Consider the following 21,080-nt stretch of genomic DNA (forward strand, 5'->3'; position numbering starts at 1 on the left):
ATTGCCCCTTCTTATGGGGAAGTTTATAATGAAAAGATAAATTTGAATTTTTTATGACAAGTCATATCATTTCACTTCGATAACCATTGGAGGGGTCGCGTCATGAGTATCATTATCCCCACACCTGACACCCGCATGGCGGCAATCGCGGAAAAGGTGCATCATCAAGAGCGGCTGACTCTGGAGGACGGGCTGTTTTTGTACCAGTCCGACGATCTTCTGACCATCGGCCAATTAGCTAATGAGGTTAATCTGCGGAAGAACGGCAAAAACGTTTATTTTATCGAAAATATGACCTTGTATTTCACCAACGTATGTGAAGCTCACTGCGCCTTCTGCAATTACCGGAAGGACGAAGGCCAGGAAGGGGCTTTCACCCATACCGGGGAGGATATGATCCGGTACGTGGAGGAGCATATTACCCCGGGCGTGCGGGAGTTCCACATTACCGGCGGGCATAATGACAAGGTTTCCTTTCAATACTACAAGGACTGCATCCGAGCATTGAAGGATAAGTACCCGCACATTGCCATCAAGGCATATACCGCAGCGGAAATTGATTTTTTCTCGCGGATCAGCGGGCTGTCCTACCGGCAGGTGCTGGAGGAGCTGCGGGAAGCGGGGCTCGACACCATGCCCGGCGGCGGAGCGGAGATCCTCTCCGACCATTACCGCCAGAAGATGCGGGTGGAGAAGGCCAACATGGAGGAATGGCTCACCGTCCACCGGACGGCACACCAAATGGGCTACAAAACCCATGCCACCATGCTGTACGGCTCCATCGAATCCCAACAGCAGCGGCTGGAGCATATGATGCTGCTTCGGGAGCTGCAGGATGAAACGAACGGCTTTATGGTGTTCATCCCTCTGGCCGTCCAGCCCATCAGCCAGCAGGCAGGCATTAAACGCCGCACCTCGGCCTTCGATGATCTGAAGACCATCGCTATTTCCCGCCTGATGGTGGATAATTTCCCCCACATCAAGGCGTATTTCATCAACATCGGCACCCAGCTTACCCAGCTGGCCCTGAGCTTCGGCGCATCCGACGTTCACGGTACTCTGGTGCGGGAGCGGATCAGCCATTCCGCCGGGGCGCTTACCCCTGCTGGTTTGACCCGAGACGAGCTGATCTGGCTGGTGAAGGGCGCCGGCAAAATTCCGGTGGAGCGGGATACCTTTTATAACGTGATTGAAACCTATTAAGGTTTTCTGCAAAGGAGTCAACAGCCCTTATGGAATGGCTGATCGCACTTTGGATTGTAATACAATCACTGGGCTCCGCCGCGGATGCCCAGGCTGCCGCCCTGGAGGAGGCCTACCGGATAGAAGCCTCCTTTTACAGCGGGGAGCAGGCAGCCGAGATGGCCATGGCCGAAGCCGTGACGGTGATGCCCGATTCCGTTTTCCAGGGAGACGCGGTGATGGTCCGGTCGGAAACAGGCGGAGAGCTGGCTTTTGGGGGTAAAAAATACCCTCTGACCCAACTGGGCAACGGCTATTATGCCCTGCTTCCGGTTCCAACCGATCTCAAACCGGGTAACTATACCATAGAGGGAGCTGCAGGGAAGGCGAAGGTTACGGTTAAGTCCAAGGCCTTCGATACGGACCGGCTTACGGTAACCAAGGAACAGGAGAACATGTGGCAGAATACGCAGCGGATCAATGCCGACCAGAAGAAAATCGATCTGGCCCGCAGCAAATCCGTGCCCGAGATCCTGTTCAAGGAGCCTTTCGTCATACCTGTTTCAGGCAGGCTTACCACTCCCTACGGGTACACCCGTTATGTTAATGGAGTATTTAACAGCATCCACCGGGCCATTGACCTTGCTGCGCCTACCGGAACGCCGGTTTTGGCCACGAATGACGGGGTTGTGGTGTTGGCGGAGGAGCTGTATTTGACAGGCAACTCCATTTATTTGGATCACGGCATGAATTTATTTTCCCAATATGCCCATATGTCCAAGCTCCATGTCAAGACAGGAGACAAAGTCAAGGCTGGAGATAAAATCGGCGAAGTGGGCAGCACCGGCTTTTCCACGGGACCGCATCTGCATTTCACCTTTTGGATCGGGAATACGGCCACCAACCCGGACCGCCTGCTGGGCCGGACGCCGTTCCGCTGGCAGGACCGCTGAAGGAGCCTGTCCGTCGGACAGATTCCTAAAGATGCGGATTACAGATGAAGAGAGGGGTGTGAGGAATCATGAAGAAACTGGTCATTCTAGGGGGCGGTTATGGCGGTATGGCCATTGTCCGCCAGCTGCTGGAGAGGGATTTGCCGCCAGACACCGTCATTTATCTGGTTGACCGTATGCCGTACCAGGGGCTCAAAACGGAATATTACGCGCTGGCTGCGGGCTCGGCGGCTGAACATAGGCTTCATGTGGCATTTCCCGTCCACCCCCATCTCATTCTGTTCTTCGGGGAAGTGACGGAAATTAGCCTCAAGGAGAAGCTGGTTTATCTTCAGGACCAGGACCCCATCTCCTATGATTGGCTGGTAATCGGGCTGGGCTGTGTAGACCAGTATTACGGGATTCCCGGGGCGGCGGAGTTCACCCATAGCCTGCAAACTCTGCGGGCCGCCAGGAAGACCTATGTGGCGCTCCAGGAAGTGCGTCCTTATGGGCACGTTACGATTATCGGAGGGGGCTTGAGCGGCGTGGAGATGGCCTCGGAGCTCCGGGAATGCCGTCCTGATCTCCATATCCGGATACTGGACCGCGGCGGCGGAATTCTGGCTGCATTCCCGGAGAAGCTTCGGCTGTTCGTCCATGAATGGTTTCTGGAGCATGATGTGGAGATCCGCTCCCAGGTGGAGCTGGAGGATATCCGGGAAACGGAGATTCTCGAGGGTGGCAAGGTGCTTCGTTCGGAGGCTACTGTGTGGGCGGGCGGCATCCAGCCGGCCCATCCCGTCAAGGCGCTGGAGGTCAACAAGGACGAGGCGGGGCGCATCCGGCTGGACAGCTTCCACCGGATTCCCCAATTTCCCGAGGTTTTTGTGGTGGGCGACTGCGCCAGCCTGGTCTTCTCCCCCAGCGCCCAGGCCGCTATTATCCAAGGCAAACAAATTGCCACGGTGGTCAGGGCTATCTGGGATGGAGTGACCCCCAACATCAGCCCCTTGAGACTCCGGGGAACCCTGGGCTCTCTGGGCAAAAAAAACGGCTTCGCCCTAATGGGCGACAGCACGGTTGTGGTTGGCAAGGTGCCGCGGACATTAAAAAGCGGGGTACTGTGGAAGTCCCGCCATCACTTCGGATAAAGGGCGAGAATGGCTTCCTCCAGGCGGGCGAGCAGCTCTTCCGCCGTAGCCGCCCCGATAAATTGGCCGTCCAGCAGGGCGTAAGGGCCGGCGTAGCATTCGCCGCAATTGCCCAAGCAGCCGTATTCCAGGACGTCATAATCAGGGTTGGCCTCCAGAAGCTTCATCACCTGTGCGGTGCCATGATGCATGTTGCTGTTGCAGAATTCGATCAGAGGTCTCATCATGACTCCTCCCCGGTCATTTTGATGTAAATACAGGAGCTTATTTTTACTTTTGCGCTACTTGTAATATAATAAAGGAAAGAAAGGAGTTGAAGCAAATGAGCGAGAACAAAGAAGTTGCCTATGATGAGGTACTGGAAGTTCTGGATAAGCTTCGCCCCTTCCTGCAGCGGGATGGCGGAGACGTTGAGCTGGTTGATGTGGAAGACGGCATCGTAAAGCTCCGGTTGATGGGCGCATGCGGTAGCTGCCCCAGCTCCACCATCACCCTGAAGGCTGGCATCGAACGCGCCTTGGTGGAAGAGGTTGACGGTATTAAGGAAGTTGTACAGGTATTTTAATTGACTTTCAAAACAAAAACCGTTCCCGGATGTTTGGCATCCGGAGAACGGTTTTTTTTTCGTAAGCACGGTCTACCCTTTGGTCCGGACAGAGCCCTTCGTATGATCGAACACCACCGCAATGGTGCGGCAGACCATCTCGAAGCTTAAGGCCAGGTCGGACAGATTCTGTAGCACATTCTCCACCTTTTGCCGGCCGTCCGCATGGGTCTGCCGTTTCACCCGGATCATGTCATCCACCATCTCCGCATTAAGCAGATGGATTTCCATATTCCGCTGGCTGCGCAGCCGCCTCAAGGGCTCCTGGTACTTCTGCTTCAGCTCATAAAGCCGCTCCTCCAGCTTGACCTCTACCTTCCGGTCATGCATCTGGCGGAGCACGGTGAAGTAGGAGAACCTTGCTTTTACCTTGCCTGTTCCCAGGCTGTACAGCTCGTCCAGGAAGTACCCCAGCTTGTCCAGAATGGAAAACACCCGGATAAACGCATTCTTATAAAAATACAAATAGCGGCGGTATTTCAGCCGTTCCTCCGGGGACATCTCCTCCACAAAGGAAGCGTGGATGCCGCGGCCGAAGGTTTCCGCACAGAATTTGCTCTCCTCCAGCTCATCCAGGGCATCGGCGAAGCCACGGGTCCACAGCTCCAGCCGGGGAATCTCCTCCCCGCTGCGGCTTGGGGAGACGCGGCCTCCGGGGCCAACCCGCTCCAGCTTCTCCAGATACAGCTCCAGCGCACGCAGCGCCTTCTGCATATCGCCCTGTTCAGCGCGCGGGGCAGCGTTCAGCAGTTCTCGAAGCAAAGGCCCAATCTCCTTCCCGGTGCTACTTAAAATATTCGTTCCAGCGGCTGTCCACCAGCTTCACAATATCCTCCCGGGGAATGACCTCATCGGGATACCCCGGCTTCATGCGAGCATCAATAATTAGGGGCAGGCGGTAGGCGATGTGGTTCTTCTCCACCCGGCTTTGGGCATGGATGTCCGTAGCCGGATTAAAGCGGGTGAACACTGTCCACAGGAAGGCAGTCTGGTTCCCGACAATGGCAGCATCGTCTGCCAGGATCACCAGCGGCCAGCGGGCCAGCTGATCTGTAGCGGTTTCGGCCAGACGGGTGGCCAGCTCCGGGTCCTCCGTGAAGGAAGCACCGGCGACCACGAGGCAGCCCTTGCAGTACATCCGGGCATCCCGGATGCCGGGGATGACGCCGCCGTCGTAGGAGCCCGGCAGAGAACGGATAGGCTCCCCTACCCCCAACAGCAGCGCCTTGCTGCCATGGTTCAGCCGCCCTCCTGTATAGTCCAGGGTATCGTGGGAGGTATGGTTGAAGATCAGCAGATCAGTGGCGGGGTTAAATCGCTCCAGCACCGTCTCCAGCAGCAGGTCGAACCGCTCCAGCTCCACACTGCGGTCGGTAACCACCAGGAATTTGGTCAGCGTCAGCTGGCCTTGGCCGAAGATGGCGAAGGCTGAAGCCAGCGCCTCCCGGCGGTAGCTCTCCCGGACCACGGCAGCAGCCAGCGCATGGAAGCCCGTCTCCGCGTAAGTCCACAGGTCCTTCACCCCTGGCATGGCCATGGGGAAAGCCGGAGACAGGAGCCGCTGGAGGAATTCACCCAGGTAATAATCCTCCTGCCGGGGCTTGCCCACCACAGTAGCGGGATAAATGGCGTCCTTACGGTGCCAAATATGGTTTATGTTAAACACCGGGAAATCATGCGTCAGGGAATAATATCCGTAATGGTCGCCAAACGGACCCTCGGGACGCCGGATATGCGGCTCCACTCTCCCGGAGATGGCGAACTCCGCCTCCGCCACTACCTTGTGGCCGCCCAGGGGGTTGTCCGCCAGCTTCAGCTTGCCGCCCAGAATCAGGGACGCCACCAGAAGCTCCGGCAGCTGCTCCGGCAGCGGCGCAATGGCCGAGGCGATCAGGGCCGGCGGGCCGCCCAGGAACACCGTCACCGGCAGAGCTTCGCCACGCAGCTCGGCTTCATGGTAATGGAAGCCGCCGCCCTTGTGGATTTGCCAGTGCATCCCGGTTGTTTCGCTGTCGAACACCTGCATCCGGTACATGCCCAAATTATGCTGATGGGTGACGGGATGCTCCGTATACACCAGCGGCAGCGTCACGAAGGGGCCGCCGTCCTCCTGCCAGCTGGTGATCACCGGCAGCTTGGACATTCTGTCTCTGCGGTCGCAGACCTGAAGCACAGGGGCCGCGGCCTGGCTAACGGTCTTGGTCCCTACCTTGACCAAGTCCAGCAGCAAGGAACGCTCTTTCCACAAGGCTGCGGGCTTCGGGGGAAGCAGAGTATGCATCGCCTCCACCGCCTGCTGCATCAGCTGCTCGGGGCGAGTGCCGAAGGCCAGATCCACCCGGCGCTTCGTGCCGAACAAATTGGTAGCTACGGGGAAAGCGCTGCCTTTCACATTGGTGAACAGAAGCGCCGGGCCTCCCTCATCGATAACACGGCGGTGGATTTCCGCCAGCTCCAGATTGGGGTCCACCTGAGCGTCGATTACGGCAACATCCTTTTCTTTTTGCAGAACCTCAATGAATTGCCTCAAATTCTCAAACACCACGGACAAGGGCCTCCCTGCTGGTTATGTATACAGCCATTATATCGGCTTTTGGAGGATGAAGCCAATTTTCAGCCTTCTCCGTCTGCCTCGGCCGCTCTGGCCGTGAACCAAAAAGCCTGTCTCCGCAAAAAGGGGGACAGGCAGTTGTTGGTTAACGTAACGGACACAGGGGACATTATTTCAGCAAAAAACGTGGCTTGGCCGAGCTAACGGACCGAGGATCAGTTATTGGGCGAAAATCGGCTGGTTTAGGAGCTTAGGGACCGCAATAGCATACCCTGGGTCCGTAAGAAACTGCAAAAGGCTAAAATGGGGCAAATAGCGGATCCTCTGTCCGTAAGGCCACCTGGAGGGGAGCACGGATGGGCTCCCACTCCGACTGATGTCGAGTGAGCCACCACACGGGGTCACCCGACTGGATCCGGGCAAGCCACCCGCGCGGGGACACCCCGTTGGTGCTCCGGCCGGTCCGCCCCACGAGGACAACCCGACTGGTTCCAGGGGGCGTTCACTCCCCCTTAGTTCTTACCCAAAGCATCCGCAACCTGCAGGGAGCGGTCCAGGAATTCCTCGATCTCCTCCCGGGTTTTGCGGAGCTTGGAGACGAAACGGGTAATCTCCTGGCCCTCCCGGAACACAATAAAGCTGGGAATGCCCAGAATATTCAGCTCGGCGCACAGGTCAGGCAGATCATCCCGGTCCACATGGACAAATTCCAGCCGGCCTTCATATTGGTGAATCAAGTCGGGCATAAAGGGCTCTATATAATGGCAGTCCTTGCACCAGACGGCTTTGAAAACGGCTACTACCGGCACCGATCCGTTGATGACGCTTCGGAATTGTGCTTCTTCCTTAATCTGCTGCATCGTAATTCCCTCCTGACCGCATGGTATGCGTATTTACGCTTCTTTTATAGCACCGGACAGCCGCATTGTCAAATTTGGGTAGTTTACATTATATAGAAATAGTGATATCATTTATATATCAAAATGATTTAACCAACATGAACGGGAGGAATCAATCGATGACAGAGAAAACGACTTGGAAAGGAAATGGCTTTATCGGCCTGTTGCTGTTCCTTTTGCTGACGGGAGGCGGCATCTACGCCTTTGTTGTGGAGTGGATTGTAGTGGGCATCCTGGCGGAAACGGCGGCTCTAGTGCTGCTCACCATGTTTACGGTGGTGCAGCCCAACGAGGCGAAGGTGATTACCCTGTTCGGCGACTACAAGGGGACCATCCGCGACAGCGGCATCTGGCTTACGGTACCCTTCTCCGGCAGGAAAAAGGTGTCCCTGCGGGTCCGCAATTTCAACAGCGTGAAATTGAAGGTCAATGACGTGGAGGGCAACCCTATCGAGATTGCCGCTGTAATCGTCTTTCGGGTGGTTGACAGCGCCAAAGCCCTGTTCCATGTGGACAATTACAAGCAATTTGTGGAGATCCAAAGCGAAACGGCCCTGCGTCATGTCGCCAGCAAATACCCCTACGATAACTTCGAGCTCTCCGGCTACTCCCTGCGGGGCAATGCCGACGAGGTTGGCGGCGAGCTGCTCCGCGAGCTGCAGGAGCGACTGAAGGCTGCCGGTGTGGAGATTCTGGAAGCCCGCCTGACCCACCTGGCCTATTCCACCGAAATTGCCAGCGCCATGCTCCAGCGCCAGCAGGCTGCCGCCATTATCTCCGCGCGGCAGATGATCGTGGAGGGAGCGGTAGGTATGGTGCAGATGGCCATCCAGCAGCTGCAGCAGCAAGGTGTCATTGAGCTGGACGATGAACGCAAGGCGGCGATGATCAACAATCTCATGGTGGCGATTGTCTCGGACAGAGCAGCCTCCCCCGTGATCAATACCGGCTCGGTTTATTAGAGAGCGGCATAAGGCCCTGCCATGGCACCGAAAAAAAGCTTCCCCCTGCGTATTGATCCGAAGCTGTATGAAGCGCTGGAGCGTTGGGCCGCCGACGAATTCCGAAGCGTAAACGGGCACCTGGAGTATGTGCTGCGGGAAGCGCTGCGCAAGGCCGGGCGCCTTCCCAACCAGCCGCCGTCTCCAGAGGAGAATACGGACAGCTGAATACGTCCAAGATTTCTGTGTTATAAAAGAAAAGCCGGTGCATCCATCCCTGGAGAGGGACGGTGCACCGGCTTTTGCTGTTGAATACGTCACATGGAGGAGGAACGCCGCATTAATTGCGGACGATGGTCACTACATAGGTATCCTGGTTCCAGAGCACTTCCGCCCCGAAGGTTTCGGCGATGATCCGGACTGGCACATAAGTGGTGTCTCCGCCCAGCACGGCGCTGGCGTCCAGTGTTTGCTCGGCGCCATTCACCTTCACGGTGGTGCTGCCGATTTTGAACTCCACCTTCTTGCCGGACCAGATGTCGGTTACGGTTACCTCATAGGTATCCGGATTCCAGCCTACCTGTGCATCCAGCTGCTCGGTCACCAAGCGGACCGGCACCATGGTGGTGTCCCCTTGCAGGTACGGACGCACCTCGGTTGTGGGGGTTTCGGAGCCTACCGGGGGAAGCACGATATGCTTGCGGTTCACCTTCAGCTCCTCCATCAGGAACTTGTAGGCAGTGGAGTTTTTGTCCAGAGCAAGCAGATATTTGGCCAGCCCGCCGCCTTCGGACAGCTTGATGCCGCCTTCAGCAGACAGCTTGTCGGCGGTTACAGTACCGTTGATGTTCCATCTGTCGAAGGAGCCGGTGATCGTCACCGCGCTTACGCCATTCTCCAAGTGGGGAAGACCGTTCAGCGCCAGCTCAAAGCCGGTGCGGCGGATCTGGGATTCCCCATCCACATACACATCCAGTTTCAGTACATTGCTGTTATTCAGGAAATCTCCCGCCGGGAAAAGAACATCCAGCGCGGAAGCATCGGTTGCCAAACTTCTCAGCGATTCCTTCACGATGCTGAACATAAACGCATTGTTGCCGTCATAACCCAGATCGCCGATGATGGAGCGGATCAATGCATCCCCTTTTTCCCCGTCAGCCAGAAGATTGGACAGGGTTTTCTGGAGGATGCCGATCAGCTCGCCACCCTTCAGCTCCGCATGAATTTTCTTCAGAGCGAGGCTTTCACCGTTGATGGTGGCATTGGTGTCGGACACGGCAAACGAATCAAGCGTCGGCGCATAGCTCAAAATAGAGCCAAGATGATTCTGCAGCTTTTCCATATTGAGGGTGGAGAAGTCCAGGCCAAAGCCGGGAGCAGCGGCGCTCTCCTTCTGGGTTTGCCCATGGGCATCCTCAAGCACCAGCGGCTTGGATGCGCCTTCGGCTTTGATTACCCACTCCTTGTTCACTTGGGCCGCTTCAAAAGGAATATTGCCGGAGCCGGTTTTGAAAACGCCGGTCACAGAGCTGTTTGTCTTGTCCTGCTGCTTCACATGAGTCAATTCCACCACGGCATTATTCAGCTTCGCCGCATCGGGATACCCCTTGGACGCTGTGCCTGCCGTCACCTGGAAGGATAGGGAGCCAGAACCCTCATAAGACACTACCCCAAAGGCATTCTGCAGCACCTTGTCCGGTTCCACACCGCCGGCAGCCGCGCAGCCTGCCACAAGAGAGGAGGCCAGGGCAATGGAACAGCCCAAGGCCGCAAATTTACGCTTCAACATAAACCGCTCCTTTACAATATATTTAATTAATTCACCTTTATCTTACCATGGGAAAAGCGGGCATGAAAGCGAACCCCTTCCACCCGTGATGCCAGGAAGGGAGAATCGCCATGCCAACCGGTAAACTGTCAACTCCCCGCCGTCCCCTGTCTCTAACCCAAAGGCTGCTCTATTGGCTCAAATCCGCACCAGGCATCCTCCGTGAAGCCCGTTCCAGCCGGAGATACTCCAAGGTGCTGCGTCGGCAGTCCATCCCCCTGATACCCTCTGCCGGGACCACCTTCGGTCTCCGCCACGCCTGGCAGGAGATGCTGCAAGGAGCGGGTGAACATGAATCTACCCAGGGCTCCGGCATGGAAAACGCGGATAGCGTGAGAGAAGCCCTATCCAATAAGGAAATGAATCTGGTCCTGGAGATCCGCAGGCAAACCGGCGAAGCTAACCGGAACAATGTCACACGGACCGCTGCATATTGGGCCTTCTATCAGCAGCATCCCGAAATCCATTGGGCCTTTCTTGCCCACATGGTCTCCCGCAACGGGGGCTGGAGCATGACGGATTTGGCGGGTGAGCTGATGGCACAGCTCCTGTCCCCGGAAGAGCGCGGGCACATATTCGGGTTTCTGGAGCGCTCCAACGCCCTGATCTTCCATGACGCCTATCCCCAGCTGCTGCTGTACCGGGAAAGCCGTTTGGCCGGCAGGCCATTGTTCCATCTGCTGCCACAGCTGGGGGTTTCCCGTTTTATGCGTCCGGTTTGGGAGCACTTCTGGAGCAGCCCCGAACCCGCCTCCCTCACCATCTGCCTTATCATGAATGAACAGCATTATATCGAAGGCCGCGTAGTGCAGCATCCTTATTTTCGGCAGCATGTGCTGGAGAGACCGGCCTTCCGCTTCCAGGCCCAGCTCCAGGAAACCCAGGTGGTATTTCCGTACCGGCGGATCACGCAGGACGGAACGGACAGTTGCAAGCCGTGGCGGCTCAGCGGCTTGACCCTGGAGCGTTTCTCCGATTTGCGTGAGCGGATCGAGGTGGGCAAAACCCTCTACGGCATTTTGTTCGGCAACCCCATCATCCGTGATGGGGTCCATGCTTTTGCCGCCGCCCGTCCCCACACCGGCTCCAGAGCGGATTACCATCCCGCCCTTTATACCGCAGCCGCGCAAAAAGCCTCCCCACCGGATGTTCCGCCAGCAGAGAGGCTTCATGGATATGATGTACGGGCAGGTGCCCGGCCCTTCTATAGTCCGCGGCTCACCGAGGTGTGGGCGGATCAGCCCTTTGCCGCTCCCGGCGGTGCCGACTGGTTCGTGGAGCAAGCCCAAACCCGGCCCTTCGGCCCTGCCAAGGGTCCCTGGTCCATGGATATGACCGGGGAGGTTTGTCTTGGCTTGTACAAGCTGGAGCTGGCGGCCATCCTTAAGGCAGCCATACCCCAAACCCTTGGCGGGGCTAAGCCCGTTTCCCCATCCCAACCAAACGGCCCAGCTTCGCCAGCAGCTTGCGGACAGCAGGTGGCAGATCCTCCGCATTCTCCCGGGTATACACCCGGCTTGCCATCAGCAGCAGCGGATACAGAAGAATCGCCACACCACCTGTGATCGCACCGCTTACGAGAGCGTCCAGCTTATCCGGGAACCAGGTAATGGTCCGGTGGGTCAGCCATTCCAAGGGCAAACACACCGCTACAATAATGCAGGTGGTGGCAGCAATGCCCAGCCACTTCCGCGGCGGATAAATCACATATTCCACCTTGCGGCGAAGAACCCACAGATTCAGCACCATCATCACAATAAAGCACAATGCGGTGGCGGACATGATTCCATAAATCCCGAAGGAGGGAGCCAGAAGATAGCTGCCAACCAGCTTGCAGGCCAGACCGATGAACACATTAACGACCAACGGCCGCATATGACCCATCCCCATAAGGATGGAGCCGGAGGTTTGCATCACGATTTGGAACATGGCAGTAACCGTGAGGAAGGCGATAATGCCGTTGCCGTTTTCGTTGACCAGATACTTAAACTGGTCCATGGGGAACAGCATGGTATTAATGGGACGGGCGGCAATGGCAATAGCCAGCACCACAGGCAGTCCGGTAATCACCGACAGCTGGAGAGCCTTGGCCGCCTGCTGCCGGACCTGTGCCATATCCTTGCGGGCATAAGCCGAGGATACAATCGGCACGATGGATTGGCTCAGGGCGATGGCCAGAATAATCGGAATACCCGCCAGAGACTGGGCCCGTCCGGCCAAAATGCCCAGGAGCTCCTTGGCTGAGCCGTACCCCATCTGTCCTTCCAGCAGGGAAATGACCGTAGACGAATCAATAAAGTAAATCAGCGGAACCGTCATGGAAAACAACACGATAGGCACGGATACCCGGAAAATATTGGCGTAGATCCGCTTGTAGCTCACCGCTTCAGCGGCGGCACGCCCTTCCTTGGCCGCTTGGATGATACCCTCCCGGGCATCCTCGCGGCGGAGCTTCAGCATGTACCACATCAGCACAGCCACAGCGCCTACGCTGCCCATCACCCCGCCGAAGGAGGCGCCGGCTACGGCCCACACATGGCCCCAGCCGATCTCAAGCAGCAGGAATGCTAAGCCTACTCCGGTAATCAATCGGGCAATTTGCTCGATGATCTGAGACATGCCGTTGGGCATCATCATCTGGCGGCCCTGGAAGTATCCGCGCATCATGGCGATGAGCGGGAACAGCAGCAGTGCCGGGGCAAGCGCCCGGATGGACATCACGGCGTCCGGGTCCTTGGAGATCTGCTCCCCGTACCACGGGGCCAGCACGATCAGGAGGGCGGTCATGACCAGACCCGCCACCAGCGCAAACCGTACCGCCGCCTGATAAATCCGGTCGGCCTCGGCGTATTGGCCCAGCTCCATCTTTTCCGAAACCAGCTTGCTGAGCGCACTGGGAATGCCCGCTGTGGCAATGGTCAACAGGGGCGTATAAATATTAAAGGCAATCCCGAAGGTTGCCATTCCTGTATCTCCGATGAGATAAACCAGGGGAATCCGCTGGACAACCCCAAGAACCCTGGCCACAAGAGCGGCCAGAGCCAGGATCAGGGTGCCTTTTACAAGTGAATCCTTCGACATGTTGGCTTCCACACTTTCTCAGGCCGTGTTTGCAAAACCCGTCCTACCAGATTACTGCAATAATAAAAACAATGATCATCAGAAGCTGCAGCAAAATCTTGGCTACGGTGCTGGAGAAAAAACCGACCAGCGCGCCAAGCCCTGCCTTGAAGGCCGCGTTCCAATCCTTGACCACGATAAATTCCCCGATCGCCGCACCGAGAAACGGGCCGAGCAGCAAACCGAAGGCAGGAATGACGAAGGGGCCGAGAATGATCCCGATGGTACTGCCGATGACCGAAGCCCGGGTCCCCCCGAATTTCTTCACACCCCAGGCGCTTATGGCATAATCCGCCACAAATACCGCGACCACGATGGTGGTCTGGATCAGCCAGAACCAAAATCCGAAATCACTGAACCGGATCATAAACCCATACACGAAAAACGCCGCATAAATCGCCAGCACTCCCGGAAGCACAGGGAAAATGGCCCCTGCCAGGCCTACTGCAAAAAGTGCCACAACCAGAATCCACGCAATGACTGTCATGGTCATAAGCATCACTCCATATGGAAGATGTATTTGCGGATAATTTCGGCTACGCCGTCCTCTTCATTCGTGGAGGTAACCACGTCCGCCTGGGCTTTGATCTCCTCTTGGGCATTGCCCATCGCCACCCCAAGTCCGGCCTCCCGGATCATGGACAGGTCGTTGAAGCTGTCTCCCATGGCAATGACCTGCGACATTTCTATACCCAACAGACCGCACACCTGACGCACGCCGCTGCCTTTGTCCGCCCCAAGGGGGTTCAGCTCGATGTTGCAGGGATGGGAGTTGGTGATGGACAGATCTCCCCGCGCTTCCAGGGTAGTCCGGAGGGCAGTAAGCTTCCGCTCATTTTCCGTATAAAAACCGAACTTCAGCCAGATCAGACCATCCTCGGTCTCCGCCTTGGCCGGCCAGTTATCCCGGTTCAGAATACCCTCCACCGTGTAGGCCCAGTACCACACATCGTAGTCCAGAGCCATCTGCCGGAAGGTTCTTACCCACTCCACAGGCATTTCCGTGCGCTTCAGGAGCGTTTCGGGGTTCTCCCAAATCTCGCTGCCGTTCACCAGCACCAACGGGCTGTTCAAAGCCAGCTCCTCCACATAATTCATGGCGCTCTGGCGTCCCCGCCCGGTGGAAAACATAACGGTTACCCCCGCCTTCCGGGCTTCGGCAATCCACTTTTTGTTCTCGAGGGAGATTTCCTTCTCTTCACTCAACAGCGTTCCGTCCAAATCCAGCGCAATCAGCCGGTAGGGTCCATGATTTGTTCCCATACTGCCTCCTTCTTCCTGGGGAGTCTGTCCGACGGGGCTTAGTTGAATTAATATTCATCCGGTTTCATTCCTTACCGGGAAAGGAGTGCCTTGGATGCTCAAACACGTTTTGTCGGCCTTGATTGAATGGATTTCATAAGGGTTCAAAGCCGCCAAAAAACTCGCCCTCAAAGCATATGCTTCCGAAGCCAGTTTTCCTCACGGAAAACTTTCAACTCCTTCCCTCCCAGTCCTTCCACATGAATATTAATTCACCCTTTGTTTCGTCGGACAGACTCCTGGCATCTGTTCCTCTCTTACACAGCGGCAAAAGAAGCCTTGGGCTGTTCCTGGATATATGTGGCATGCCAGAGGGCGAACATATAGATTACCCACAGCCGTCTGGCGGAATCCTGCACACCGTCGCGATGGAGCTTAAACAGCTGCTCCACCTCACCCATATGCACCAGGGTGTCGATGCCGCTGGCTTTGATTTCCTCCAGCATCCGGCCCGCATTGGGGCCCTTCAGCCAGTCGCGCAGCGGAACCGGGAACCCCAGCTTGGGGCGGTTCAGGATAAAGTCGGGAATAACACCCTCCATGGCTTTGCGGAAGACGTACTTGGTGGTGCCCCCGGCAATGCGGTGATTTACTTGAATCCGCCGGGCCAGCTCGAACAGCTCCTTATCCAGGAACGGAACCCGCAGCTCCAGGGAATGGGCCATGGTCATTTTGTCTGCCTTCATGAGAATATCTCCGGGCATCCACAGGTTCAAGTCGATATACTGCATCCGGCTCACCGGGTCCAGATGGGCCGTTTTATTGTAATAATCGCCGGCAATCTGTACCGGATTCCGGTAGCTGCGCAAAAGCTCGCGGTTCATGCTCACAAGCTCCGCCTTCATATCCTCGGAGTAGATTTTGGCATTCCCCAAAAACCGCTCCTCCAACGGCGTCGTTCCCCGCAGCAGATAGTTGCGGCCCTTCATCCCTGCAGGCAGCATGGCGAACATCCGGTGCAGGGAACGCTTCATGGAGAGCGGCATCCACTCCATCGCCCGCAGCGCCTGCGGCTCCCTGTAGATCCGGTAACCTCCGAACAGCTCGTCCGCCCCTTCACCGGAAAGCACAACGGTCACATGCTCGCTGGCCAGCTCGGCCACATGGTACAGGGCAATGGCCGAAGGGTCGGCAACAGGCTCATCCTGATGCCACACCGCCGAGGGGATGGCGTCGAAGAATTCCTTCTCGGTGATGACCTTGGAATAATGCTCCGTCCCCAAAGCAGCAGCCGTTTCCCGGGCGATGATGGTTTCGTTGTTGTTCCCCTCGAAGCCGACGGAGAAGGTGCGGATCGGCTCAATGGCGCGCATATGGGCGGCAATGGCAGTGGAGTCAATGCCGCTGGACAAGAAGCAGCCGCGTTCCACGTCACTGACCATATGGTGCGTTACAGAATCCTTCAGCCGCTCCCGCAGCTCCTCAATATCCTCAGTAAGCGTTCGTTTAACCGGCTCGAACATGGGGTCCCAATATTTGTTCAGACGGTAAGTGCCGTCGGGATTAACGGTAATGGTTGTGGCCGGAGGCAGCTTGGAGATGCCGTCGAACATGGTGTCCGGGTCTGGCACATACTGGAAGGTCAGATAGTTCAGGAAGCTCTCCGGGCGGATGCTGCGGCGGACCTCGCCGGTAGCCAGAATGCTCTTGATCTCCGAGCCGTACAGAAACTTCCCGCCGGAAATATGATAATACAAGGGTTTGATGCCGAAATGGTCACGGGCAATAAACAGCTGCTTGCGGTTCCGGTCCCAAATGGCAAAGGTAAACATACCCCGGAGCAGCTTCACACAATCCTCGCCATGGTCCTCGTAGAGATGGACAATAATCTCCGTGTCCGTATTGGTCCGGAAGATATGGCCCCGGGCCACCAGCTGGGCGCGCAGGCTTTTATAGTTATAGATTTCACCGTTAAAGGTGATCCACACAGACTCATCTTCATTGGCCAACGGCTGATGGCCTTCCTTCAAATCGATGATGGACAGGCGTCTGAAGGCCAGCCCGATTCCCGGGTCGGTCCAAAATCCCACATCATCGGGACCCCGGTGCACGATTACATCGCTCATCCGGCGCAGCACGCTCATATCGGGAACACTACCATCGAACAGCATCATACCGGCAATACCGCACATTTATGCTTCCACTCCAAACTATTGTACCGTCTCTTTAATTAGGGCGTGTCTGAAAAAAAACCCTAGGACCGGTATCCATAATGATACATAAGTATACCACAGTTGGGGGCATACACCAAAGGCTTCAACACGGCAAAAAACAGGCCGGAGCGTCCTCCGGCCTGTCTGAATGGCTTATTGCTGGGGCAATCCCTTGGGAACGCCGTCCAGCCCTATTTTTGCATCATAAGCATCGAATATCTTGCGGGCGATGGGAGCGGCTCCCCAGGAGCCAAAGCCTCCTTCGGGTACAACCACCGCTACAGCCAGCTTGGGCTTCTCCGCCGGCGCGTAGGCGATCAGCACGGCATTGTCCACTTTGCCTCCGGCGATGGACTGCTCGGAGGTGCCCGTTTTGCGGACGAAGGTGTAATTGACGCCTTCAAACCCTTGTACGTTAGACTGCATACCTTCCTTCAGCACATTCCAATAGGCCTCCGGAAACTTCACCTCATCCAGCAGCTCCGGCTGAAAGGTCTTCACCACTTCCTGGTCATAGGTGGTGATCCTGTCGACGAATTGGGGCTTGTAGCGTTTGCCGTGGTTGGCCAGCATGGTTGTGTATTGTGCAAGCTGAAGCGCCGTATACTTCCCCTGTTGTCCAAAGGAGGAATATATGAGCGTCGGCTGCGGACCGTCCCGCTTGGCGGCGGGAATGTAATCCGCAAGCCCTTCGCTTTCGCCGGGAAACCCGCTTCCCGTGAGCACACCCAGACCGAATTTTTTCATATAGCTGTCCCATACCTCAATTGCATTTCCGCTTTGCGGGTAAGCCGGATAATTTTTGCTGAAATAGAGCCTGCTTCCGATCATCTCCGCCATATAGGTATTGGAGGATTTCTGAATGGCAGTGGCGGCGGTCAGAATGCCGAAGCTGCTCCCGTCCGAATTGCTGACACTGGATTTACGGTCCCGCCCAAAGTAGAAGGTGACCGGGTCGGAATATCGTTCATTGGCTGTAATAATTCCTTCGTTCAGGCCTACCAGCACACTGAGGGGCTTCATGGTGGAGCCCAGATAAACCAGTGAGCTGGGGTGCTTGCGGAACTCCAGCGGGTCGGCAAACTCTCCGAAGCGCTCCCGCACAGCCCCGTTAGTGTAACGGTAGTTGATAGCCGCCATATTCTCCGTAGAGATGCGCCCGCTTTCCCATATTCCGGGATCATAGTCCGGATAGCTGCCTACAGAAATGATCTTGCCGGTATCCACCTCCATGGCTACGGCGTAGCCTGCCACCGCCTTGGCGCCTCTGGCGGCATAAGAGCCGGCAGGAGCTTTTTTCATGGCAGCCAGCTGATCGGCAATGGCCTGCTGGGTGATAAGCTGCACATCCTTGTCGATGGTCAGATGCAGATTGTTCCCCTTTATCGGGGCCGCCAGCTCCACCTGCTCCATAATTTGGGCCTTGGAGTTGATGCGGTAGGTTTTTTTGCCGGCTTTGCCGCGAAGCTCCTCCTGGTACATAAACTCCAACCCGTCAAAACCCACCAGCTCGTCGTTCTGATAAATGTCCTTCATGCCGTCGGCCTTGTAATAGTCCAGGAAGGACTTGGGCAGGGTGGGGTTGATGGCGGTGGAGAACTGCCGGAGATACCCGATGGTTTGCACAGCAATGGTTTTGTCATCATACTTCCGGGTGCTTTCCTCGGTGATTTCCACACCGTCGAATTCATCCCGGTGTTCCGTGAAATAAGCAATCTCCGCCTGGGTCAGATCCGCCTTGAGACGGCGGGGGCTGAAGGAATAGCCCATGCTCTTGTCCGCAGCGCTGCCGTCCAGCTTGAAGCCGGTGTCCATACGCAGCAGGACCTCCTCTGCGCTGGGCGACGCTGCTTTTTTGTCCTCGGGAGCCAGCATCAGGAATGCAGCCGACAGGCGTTTGGCCAGCTCAATGGTTTCTTCAGGCTTTTTATCCAGCCGCAGCTGGTAGAATAAGGACTGGGAAGACAGGGAATATGCAATGGGGTATCCGTCTGCATCATAGATATTACCCCGGATAGGAGCGATCGGGACATCCTTGTTCTGCCAGATCCTCTCCAGGGCGGAGAGCTGCTCATGCTGTACAAACTGGAGTACGGCCAGCTTTCCCAGCAGAGTGGAGAACAGCAGAAAAGTGGCAAAAAAGAACATGTTAATGCGTATGGAAAACTGGTTGCGTCTTTTGCGCTGCTCCAAATTGTCGTTTGTCTCCCCTGTGGTGAGCGGGGTTTTCATGCTTCGACCTCCTTCAATGTGATGTTCCACTATCTAGTGTAACAACTTCGCGGAAGGATGCCAACTGCAAGAAGGACCTGCCTTCCGGTGGGAAGACGGGTCCTCTATAGGGCTTTAGGCTTTATTGGCTGTTTTTCGGTACACCATACAGACCGTAGTGCTCATCATATGCGTCGAAAATCTGCCGTGCGATGGGAGCCGCTCCCCAGGAGCCGAAGCCGCCCTCCGGCACGACCACCGCTACCGCCAGCTTGGGCTTGTCCGCCGGAGCATAGGCGATGAACACCGCATTCTCCACAAACTGGCCGGCCACCTGCTGCTGGGAGGTTCCGGTTTTGCGCACGACGGAATAGCTGACGCCATCGAAGCCGGTAACGAATACCTGCTTCATGCCATCCTCCAGCACTTTCCAGTAAGCTGCAGGATAATCCTCCTGGGCCAGCAGCTCCGGCTCCACATGGCGGACAAGCTGTCCGTCATAGGTGGTGACCCGGTCCACAAAGATCGGCCGGTACCGTTTCCCGTGATTGGCCAGCATGGAGGCGTATTGAGCCAGCTGCAGAGTGGTGTAGCGGCCCTGCTGCCCGAAGGAGGCATAGATCAGCACGGACTGGGCGGATTCCCGCTTGGCCGTTTCGAAGTAATAGGGGTCCCCCGCATATTCCCCCGGGAGCTGACTGCCCGTCAGCTGGCCCAGACCGAACTTTTTCATGTAGGAGTCCCAAACCTCGATGGCGTTGCCCGCCTTGGGAAACGAGGGGTACTTGGAGCTCATGTACAGCCGGTTGCCCACCATTTCCCCCATGAAGGTATTAGCCGAATACTGGAGCGCCAAGGCGGGTGTCAGAATGCCATAGTTGTGCTTGTCCGAGTTGCTGATGGAGCTTTTGTCCTTGCCGAACACAAAGGTGGTCGGGTCCGCATACCGCTCATTGGGCCCGATAATGCCCTCGTTCATTCCCAAAAGCACAGTCAGCGGCTTGATTGTGGAGCCCAGGGGAACCAGGGAGCTGGGATGCTTTCCCCGCTCCTTGTTATCCAGGATATCGGCATACCGCTCCCGGATGGTGCCGTTAATGTACCGGAACTGGATGCTGTTGTACTCCTCGGTGGGAATCCGTTCCTTGGACCAAATGTTGGTGTTGTAGTCGGGCATGCTGGCCATGGCCACCACCCGGCCCGTATCTACCTCCATGGCCACGGCATAACCGGCCAGAGCGTTTTTGCCCAGAGCGGGGTACTTCAGCTGCTCCGCTTCCCGGCTTTTCATGTACTCCAGTTGCTTGAGGATGGCATTCTCCGTCGCCAGCTGGACATCCTTTTTGAGCGTCAGATACAGGTTATGCCCTTTATCCGGCGGGGTAATGGTCACCTGTCCGATAATCTGGGAGCGGGAATTGACCGGATAGGATTTACTGCCGTTTTTGCCCCGGAGCTCATCCTGATACAGAAATTCAAGCCCGTCGAAGCCTACAAACTCCTCATTCAGGTACTCCCCCGGGTTATCCTTATAGAAGTTCAGATAGGACTGGGTCTGGTTGCGGGCGGTGGAGAAGGGGCGCAGGTACCCCACCAGCTGGGACGCAATGGTATTCTCGTCATACACCCGGGCGCTTTCCTCCACAATGCTCACGCCGGGCAGTTCGTCCTGATGCTCCACCACATAGGCAATCTCCTGTTTGGTCAGCCCCGCCTTCACCCGTCTGGGCTGGAAGGTATAGCTGGGTTCCTTGGCGGAATTGCCCGCAATGTCAAAACCCACGTCCATCCGCTTGATAATTTCCGCCGCATCCAGCGCCCCGTATTGGGGATCGCCGTGGGTAGCCGCCAGTTCGGCGATTTTATGGGCCAGGGCGATTTTCTCCTCCTTGGTCTGCTTCGGCACAATCTGGTAAAACAGCGATTCAGCGGAGGTAGTATACGCGATCGGGTAACCGTCCAGATCGTAGATATTCCCACGGATGGGAGAAATGGTGATTTTCTCCTTGGTCTGGCGGTCTTCCATAGCCGACAGCTCCTCCCCCTGCACAAACTGGAGGAAAGCCAGCTTCACAATCAGCAGGGAAAACAGCAGGAAGGTGCTGAAAAAAAACATATTGATCCGGATGGAAAAATGGGTCCTCCTGGACCGCTCCCGGATTTCCTTTACCTCTTCAGTCTCATACGAGAAGAAGCGCTTCAT

The 21,080-nt window shown here is 56.5% G+C and carries 17 protein-coding genes and 1 pseudogene; 7 read left to right on the forward strand and 11 right to left on the reverse strand.

Annotated elements, in window-relative coordinates:
- Positions 1 to 102 precede the first annotated feature (102 nt).
- From mqnE to ACI1P1_RS05335, 3 genes are all read left to right on the forward strand, one after another.
- On the forward strand, positions 103 to 1,203 hold the full coding sequence (gene mqnE, locus ACI1P1_RS05325; protein ID WP_416215340.1) for an aminofutalosine synthase MqnE: 1,101 nt from the start codon (positions 103 to 105) through the stop codon (positions 1,201 to 1,203).
- A 29-nt stretch (positions 1,204 to 1,232) separates the two neighbouring features.
- Positions 1,233 to 2,135, forward strand: a complete 903-nt coding sequence (locus ACI1P1_RS05330) for a M23 family metallopeptidase (RefSeq protein ID WP_416215341.1) — start codon at positions 1,233 to 1,235, stop codon at positions 2,133 to 2,135.
- 68 nt (positions 2,136 to 2,203) lie between these two features.
- Positions 2,204 to 3,268 carry an NAD(P)/FAD-dependent oxidoreductase gene (locus tag ACI1P1_RS05335; RefSeq protein ID WP_416215342.1) on the forward strand — a complete coding sequence of 355 codons (1,065 nt, stop codon included), beginning with the start codon at positions 2,204 to 2,206 and terminating at the stop codon, positions 3,266 to 3,268.
- On the opposite strand, the gene ACI1P1_RS05340 is transcribed toward ACI1P1_RS05335, so the two are convergent.
- Positions 3,256 to 3,492, reverse strand: a complete 237-nt coding sequence (locus ACI1P1_RS05340) for a YuzB family protein (RefSeq protein WP_416215588.1) — start codon at positions 3,490 to 3,492, stop codon at positions 3,256 to 3,258. The two genes, ACI1P1_RS05335 and ACI1P1_RS05340, sit on opposite strands and share 13 nt — an antisense overlap.
- A gap of 98 nt (positions 3,493 to 3,590) precedes the next feature.
- On the opposite strand from ACI1P1_RS05340, the gene ACI1P1_RS05345 reads away from it, so the two are divergent.
- On the forward strand, positions 3,591 to 3,833 hold the full coding sequence (locus ACI1P1_RS05345; protein WP_416215343.1) for a NifU family protein: 243 nt from the start codon (positions 3,591 to 3,593) through the stop codon (positions 3,831 to 3,833).
- Between the two features lie 72 nt (positions 3,834 to 3,905).
- On the opposite strand, the gene ACI1P1_RS05350 is transcribed toward ACI1P1_RS05345, so the two are convergent.
- The 3 genes from ACI1P1_RS05350 to ACI1P1_RS05360 all read right to left on the reverse strand — a co-directional run bounded on the left by ACI1P1_RS05350 (position 3,906) and on the right by ACI1P1_RS05360 (position 7,283).
- Positions 3,906 to 4,634 carry a Cthe_2314 family HEPN domain-containing protein gene (locus ACI1P1_RS05350; protein ID WP_416215344.1) on the reverse strand — a complete coding sequence of 243 codons (729 nt, stop codon included), beginning with the start codon at positions 4,632 to 4,634 and terminating at the stop codon, positions 3,906 to 3,908.
- Between the two features lie 22 nt (positions 4,635 to 4,656).
- Entirely contained in the window at positions 4,657 to 6,417 is a 1,761-nt protein-coding gene (locus ACI1P1_RS05355) for a UbiD family decarboxylase (RefSeq protein ID WP_416215345.1), read from the reverse strand.
- Positions 6,418 to 6,935: 518 nt separating this feature from the next.
- The gene (locus ACI1P1_RS05360) at positions 6,936 to 7,283 is read right to left on the reverse strand and encodes a thioredoxin family protein (protein ID WP_416215346.1); all 348 of its coding nucleotides are present in this window, start codon (positions 7,281 to 7,283) and stop codon (positions 6,936 to 6,938) included.
- Positions 7,284 to 7,441: 158 nt separating this feature from the next.
- Here ACI1P1_RS05360 and ACI1P1_RS05365 point away from each other — a divergent pair, with 158 nt between their 5' ends.
- Both ACI1P1_RS05365 and ACI1P1_RS05370 read left to right on the forward strand, forming a co-directional pair.
- Positions 7,442 to 8,284, forward strand: a complete 843-nt coding sequence (locus ACI1P1_RS05365) for an SPFH domain-containing protein (RefSeq protein ID WP_416215347.1) — start codon at positions 7,442 to 7,444, stop codon at positions 8,282 to 8,284.
- 21 nt (positions 8,285 to 8,305) lie between these two features.
- Positions 8,306 to 8,491: a type II toxin-antitoxin system antitoxin gene (locus ACI1P1_RS05370; protein WP_416215348.1), complete on the forward strand. Its 186-nt coding sequence runs from the start codon at positions 8,306 to 8,308 to the stop codon at positions 8,489 to 8,491.
- 112 nt (positions 8,492 to 8,603) lie between these two features.
- Here the strand turns inward: ACI1P1_RS05370 and ACI1P1_RS05375 are convergent, their stop codons facing one another.
- Positions 8,604 to 10,052, reverse strand: a complete 1,449-nt coding sequence (locus ACI1P1_RS05375; protein ID WP_416215349.1) for a copper amine oxidase N-terminal domain-containing protein — start codon at positions 10,050 to 10,052, stop codon at positions 8,604 to 8,606.
- Positions 10,053 to 10,450: 398 nt separating this feature from the next.
- On the opposite strand from ACI1P1_RS05375, the pseudogene ACI1P1_RS05380 reads away from it, so the two are divergent.
- Positions 10,451 to 11,353: pseudogene (locus ACI1P1_RS05380) on the forward strand (DUF2515 family protein); the annotation flags it as partial.
- A 154-nt stretch (positions 11,354 to 11,507) separates the two neighbouring features.
- On the opposite strand, the gene ACI1P1_RS05385 reads toward ACI1P1_RS05380, so the two are convergent.
- The 6 genes from ACI1P1_RS05385 to ACI1P1_RS05410 form a co-directional block, all read right to left on the reverse strand.
- The gene (locus ACI1P1_RS05385) at positions 11,508 to 13,172 is read right to left on the reverse strand and encodes a putative polysaccharide biosynthesis protein (RefSeq protein ID WP_416215350.1); all 1,665 of its coding nucleotides are present in this window, start codon (positions 13,170 to 13,172) and stop codon (positions 11,508 to 11,510) included.
- A gap of 43 nt (positions 13,173 to 13,215) precedes the next feature.
- Positions 13,216 to 13,698 (reverse strand): DUF456 domain-containing protein, encoded by a 483-nt coding sequence (locus ACI1P1_RS05390; protein ID WP_416215589.1) that lies wholly within the window; start codon positions 13,696 to 13,698, stop codon positions 13,216 to 13,218.
- Positions 13,699 to 13,709: 11 nt separating this feature from the next.
- The gene (locus ACI1P1_RS05395; RefSeq protein ID WP_416215351.1) at positions 13,710 to 14,474 is read right to left on the reverse strand and encodes a Cof-type HAD-IIB family hydrolase; all 765 of its coding nucleotides are present in this window, start codon (positions 14,472 to 14,474) and stop codon (positions 13,710 to 13,712) included.
- A gap of 296 nt (positions 14,475 to 14,770) precedes the next feature.
- Entirely contained in the window at positions 14,771 to 16,645 is a 1,875-nt protein-coding gene (asnB, locus tag ACI1P1_RS05400; RefSeq protein ID WP_416215352.1) for an asparagine synthase (glutamine-hydrolyzing), read from the reverse strand.
- Positions 16,646 to 16,819: 174 nt separating this feature from the next.
- The gene (locus ACI1P1_RS05405) at positions 16,820 to 18,898 is read right to left on the reverse strand and encodes a peptidoglycan D,D-transpeptidase FtsI family protein (protein ID WP_416215353.1); all 2,079 of its coding nucleotides are present in this window, start codon (positions 18,896 to 18,898) and stop codon (positions 16,820 to 16,822) included.
- 121 nt (positions 18,899 to 19,019) lie between these two features.
- Positions 19,020 to 21,080: a peptidoglycan D,D-transpeptidase FtsI family protein gene (locus tag ACI1P1_RS05410; protein ID WP_416215354.1), complete on the reverse strand. Its 2,061-nt coding sequence runs from the start codon at positions 21,078 to 21,080 to the stop codon at positions 19,020 to 19,022.

Source organism: Paenibacillus mesotrionivorans, from assembly GCF_046098205.1.
Classification (GTDB): domain Bacteria; phylum Bacillota; class Bacilli; order Paenibacillales; family NBRC-103111; genus Paenibacillus_AR; species Paenibacillus_AR mesotrionivorans.